Source organism: Patescibacteria group bacterium, from assembly GCA_041653535.1.
Lineage (GTDB): Bacteria > Patescibacteriota > Patescibacteriia > JACRDY01 > JACRDY01 > JBAZFH01.
In genome coordinates this window covers 1-4,189 of record JBAZFH010000017.1, presented here as the reverse complement: position 1 = coordinate 4,189, position 4,189 = coordinate 1, and the positions used below count along the sequence as shown (strand labels likewise).

The 4,189-nt window shown below is 39.1% G+C and carries 6 protein-coding genes; all 6 read right to left on the bottom strand.

All coding sequences use genetic code 11. From position 1 onward, the window contains the following. Window positions 1–779 precede the first annotated feature (779 nt). Window positions 780–965 carry a hypothetical protein gene (locus tag WC310_05840; GenBank protein MFA5359303.1) on the bottom strand — a complete coding sequence of 62 codons (186 nt, stop codon included), beginning with the start codon at window positions 963–965 and terminating at the stop codon, window positions 780–782. A 228-nt stretch (window positions 966–1,193) separates the two neighbouring features. Continuing rightward, window positions 1,194–1,406 carry a hypothetical protein gene (locus WC310_05835; protein ID MFA5359302.1) on the bottom strand — a complete coding sequence of 71 codons (213 nt, stop codon included), beginning with the start codon at window positions 1,404–1,406 and terminating at the stop codon, window positions 1,194–1,196. Window positions 1,407–1,423: 17 nt separating this feature from the next. Beyond that, entirely contained in the window at window positions 1,424–1,636 is a 213-nt protein-coding gene (locus WC310_05830) for a hypothetical protein (GenBank protein ID MFA5359301.1), read from the bottom strand. A gap of 19 nt (window positions 1,637–1,655) precedes the next feature. Then, window positions 1,656–1,868: a hypothetical protein gene (locus WC310_05825; GenBank protein MFA5359300.1), complete on the bottom strand. Its 213-nt coding sequence runs from the start codon at window positions 1,866–1,868 to the stop codon at window positions 1,656–1,658. Between the two features lie 365 nt (window positions 1,869–2,233). Next, window positions 2,234–2,494, bottom strand: coding sequence for a hypothetical protein (locus WC310_05820; protein ID MFA5359299.1), 261 nt, complete (start codon window positions 2,492–2,494; stop codon window positions 2,234–2,236). A 147-nt stretch (window positions 2,495–2,641) separates the two neighbouring features. Further along, window positions 2,642–2,908 carry a hypothetical protein gene (locus WC310_05815; GenBank protein ID MFA5359298.1) on the bottom strand — a complete coding sequence of 89 codons (267 nt, stop codon included), beginning with the start codon at window positions 2,906–2,908 and terminating at the stop codon, window positions 2,642–2,644. Window positions 2,909–4,189 lie beyond the last annotated feature (1,281 nt).

The following is a 4,189-nucleotide window of genomic DNA, read 5'->3' as shown; positions in this document are numbered from 1 at the left end:
AAATTGTGTAAAAAAAATGCAGATATCTCACGTTACAAAAAATTTTTATTTTAGTTATAGCAGTAACTTATATTTGTTTACTAAATATCAATACGTTAGGGTGATAATAGAAAAGTATTAGGGTTTCACGAATATTTCGACTAACTAACTGACTGTTAAATACTTACAAAACTCAGAAAAAAAGCTATATAATGGCACGGTTATTGATATGTGATACAATTCGTTAAAAGTATCTGTGCTACAGGCAGATACGTACCTATATCTTGTTTCATCCTTTTTTAGGCGATAAAAGTGTCCTAAATGATTAACGGACCCGGAATGATACTTTGCCCAGATTTCACGATCAAATGGTCGCCAGAACGGTTCCTCACTGGATTTCAGTATTTCTTCTTCGTATCTTTTTGCTATTAGCATTGCCTTGTAGACTTTTTGCATTGCTATTGATACCGTGTAGCTCTTTTCTGAGTCTGATAAAAATATCCTTGTACCGCGCGGAGCATAATCGCTTATAGGCTTTGCATCTGACAAAAGGCATGAAAATACGTAAAATTTACGTACCTGACCTTTAAATCGCGGATTGCCTACTTTTGAAGGGATGTTTGGGCAATGCACTCTAATACGCCCAAATCGTGCTTTTTGGGCGCAACAGGACACGATAAACCCCTCGGTGGTACTCCACAGCCTAAATAGGGTAGAGTCGATTACAGGGCTTAAAAACGGCATTTCTGAGGGTGTACGAAATGTTAGTTCGTACGAGCCGGATAAAATTTCTTGGTGCGTCATTGGTCAATAAGTTTAAGCGTTTGCGCAAATGCGCTGTTAATCATAAAATAGGTACCTGAGCGATCAAAACAGCCTGTTTTGAGGGTACGGGAGTAGAAATGTACCACTTCGCCAAAAATGCTCTTTATGGTCAGCAAATGACCTGTTTTTGTGATATAGGTTTGTCCGGTTGAAAATTCCATAACTATTTTATTTTAAGTTCGTTTCACATTTGTAAATTGGTATTTCACATTTGTAAATCAATTAGTAGGTTATCCTTAAATCCTTATAACCCCTCATTTTTAGCTCTTTTTTGAGATTAGCAAGCTGCCAAAATGGTAGCCCGGATGCCATGCACCGCCTGCCACTGTACAGGCTCCCGGTAGTCGGTTTGGGCTGACGGGTTACCGGGAATTGACTAGAGTGTGTTCTCATTTTACTTCCTTTATTTTCCAGTTTTTGCCGTTTATATGAGAACTTTCCAACTCGTTACAAAATAGATTATCACCCGCATCATCACGCATTTCAAAATGCCTACCATATCCGAGTTCCTCGTTCCAGCCAATATCTTTGATTTGATATTCCTTTCCCGGAGTGATATCAAGATAATCCCCTTCCGGCGCAATTGCTACGTACTTTTTCATACTATTTGTTTTTTAGGTTACTTTTTGAAATATGGGTAGTAAGCAAATGGGATATCAAACCATACTTTACCGTCGCTTTGCGAACGGAAGGTTTTTACATTGCACCTAAATTCATACTGTGAAACTAACTTTTCAGATATGGAATTTTTAAGTAGGTACAAATCCGAACAATGTGTACCTATTTCATCCGGTTGCATTGATTCTTTTGCTAAATCATATATTTCGTTCATAGCTTTAATTTTTAGTTTATTATACCTCTTTTATTGTCCAGTTTTTGCCGTTAAGATGCGGACAGCCTATTTCAAAACACATAGCAACACCATAATCCGTATTAATACTAAATACCATTCCATGATATTTGATTTTTTTTTCGATAATTTTAATAATAGGATATTTTCTCCAATTCGTCAGATAAGAATGGATTTCTCCTACTTCCGGCGCAATTGCTACATACTTTTTCATTTTACTTTATTTTAAAGTTTTTTGCAAACCTTTATCTCTTTGAAATAAAGACTTTCGTTTTCTATTATTTCGCGCTTAGCGGACTGAACGGTATCCGTAAAAACGCATTGTTTTTTAGGTATAAATAAATAACATACCCCGTCTTTTATTACATATTTATAGCCATTATTTGTTGTCATAATTCCTTTATTATTAGTTTGTTAAACTCAACTTGCTTAGTACTATCCGGCATTTCCAGTACGCTGTATCCGTCCACAATAGCATAAATCCTGTTAAGTGTTCGGATAATGTACACAAGTTCCCCGTCTATATCAAGCCTATCCGATACCTGACCGGACAGCTCCGTGCCGTGAAGTGATGTAAATTTAATGGTTTGCATAGCTATAATAGTTAATTAGGTTAGTTTCGTCCGAAAAATAATAAACGTTTTGAGGTGCATAATTGACCATTTCACGCCCCGGAATCTCAACACCGTCATATCCCTGCAAAATAAGATCTGATTGCATTGCGTTAACAGACTCGTATTTTTGCCTGAAAATCTCAAAGTCATTGAGCCCATGAAACTTTTTGGGGTGTTTAGGTCTGCCATTTACGACAAAATAAACCTTGCCGTATTGTCTTGCCATTGCTCTGTTAGATAGAGAGCAGGTATACAACCCTTCTCCAAACGACCCGTAAACCCCGTTTTTTTGTCCGGGGTCCTTCATACCTCGCAAGGTTACGTTTTTGCGCTTCCACTTTAGATAATAAGGATCTTTCATTTTGCTTTCAATTTAAAAGTTTTTGTATACTACTTTGTAATGACTAAAATCTCCTTTTCTTATTTCAAAACCAACTATTTCATGCACCCGTTTCAATCTTTCTATCCTTAAAAGAGAGTCTTCAATCATTGTGTCAATTGAGTTTCTTCCGTCTAAAATATAAACACCCTCAGAGCCCAATAATTCAACAGGCTTTATATTATTTTTTGAAAAAACAGGCGGTATGGTTCCCTGAACGTATCCAGTGCTATTTGCAAAAAATTGTACATATGCTTTCATATTGATAGTTTTTGAATTGTTTTACTTACAGTTTTATACTTCGCTCAGCGGGTGAATTTACAGATTGACACAATTATCCCGTTTTGCGCTGAATTATCCCCGTCATGCCGGTAGGACAGCGGTTAATATTAATAAGGCAGGTCTATACGCTCAGACCAAACAATACAGTCCCTCCAGTCCGGACTATTACGACGCTTAACGGCAGCTATGGCAGACTCAGGTGTTACACCTTTTGCGGTGTCAAAGGCAGGGGTGTATCTATTGCCTGCAATGTAGGCAATGTACAATTTTTCTTTTTTCATTTTTCCCCGGTTAACCGTGTTCCGGAAGGGCTGAGTTTGACGGGCTAAGCCCGTTTCGTCGCAATTCTCAGCGACTCATCAGAAACTCTTATAGGTCATTCTAAATCTTGTGCGTTTAAGCAGGTAACGTTTTTATAAGTTCTCATTTTCTTATGTTTTGCGCCCAAAGGGCGGTTAGTTTTTTTGTAACTTTTTGATCTAAATAGGGTTTTGCACTGTTATAACGACTCACGTACATAGTATCGACAAGCACCATATTCGCAGTCAAGCCGATCGGACCTTTTGCGGGCCGCAATATAAGAGCTCCTGAGCCCTACGACCTTGCCAGTCTGCCTATCAACGATTTCAAAGATTTCTTTTTTCATTTTTTCAAGGGCTGATTAATAACCTAACAATGATCTAACGTTTGCCTCTGTAACCTCATCGTATTGTACAAATGAGAGTCTGCCAATCCGGGCAATAAATTTGCCGTATAGCTTTCCGTCATACACAAGCGACTCAATGCCGTGTGCGGTTAGGTAGTTGATTAATTTTTTCATTTTTCAAAAGTGTTAAGGTTAATACTATACTCTGAGTTTACCGGGCTTGTAACCGTCTTAGGCCTCATTATAGCCTCGTGCGGCATGGGATAACTCATGCGTTGTGCATTATTGCACCGCCATGACACGACCGCACGATCAGCCTTGTTTCGGCTCGTTTCGTTTTTTCCGGTCGCGACTCCGGCACGCGCGGCTGGCTCTCAGACCCAACCGCAATACAAAGATAGTCATTTTATAGGTATTTCATCATTTCCCTATATGTTTTACAACATGTTTTTGCATTTTTTTTGGCAGATCTGGACCACATGCAAAGTCCGGGCAGCATCCGGAGATCCGTTGCCAAAGCATGAGGCAAGCAATAGGGAGCAAAGTCGGAGCAGGGGAAAAACGGAAGGGGAGGGGAGGGGGTGCTTAGGGTTTTGTGGGAAAAGAGAGGCGCG

Bases quoted from the DNA above. Each gene is read 5' to 3' on its own strand.
- WC310_05815 (MFA5359298.1), bottom strand. From the start codon at position 2,908: ATGAAAGCATATGTACAATTTTTTGCAAATAGCACTGGATACGTTCAG.
- WC310_05825 (MFA5359300.1), bottom strand. From the start codon at position 1,868: ATGAAAAAGTATGTAGCAATTGCGCCGGAAGTAGGAGAAATCCATTCT.
- WC310_05820 (MFA5359299.1), bottom strand. From the start codon at position 2,494: ATGGCAAGACAATACGGCAAGGTTTATTTTGTCGTAAATGGCAGACCT.
- WC310_05840 (MFA5359303.1), bottom strand. From the start codon at position 965: ATGGAATTTTCAACCGGACAAACCTATATCACAAAAACAGGTCATTTG.
- WC310_05835 (MFA5359302.1), bottom strand. From the start codon at position 1,406: ATGAAAAAGTACGTAGCAATTGCGCCGGAAGGGGATTATCTTGATATC.
- WC310_05830 (MFA5359301.1), bottom strand. From the start codon at position 1,636: ATGAACGAAATATATGATTTAGCAAAAGAATCAATGCAACCGGATGAA.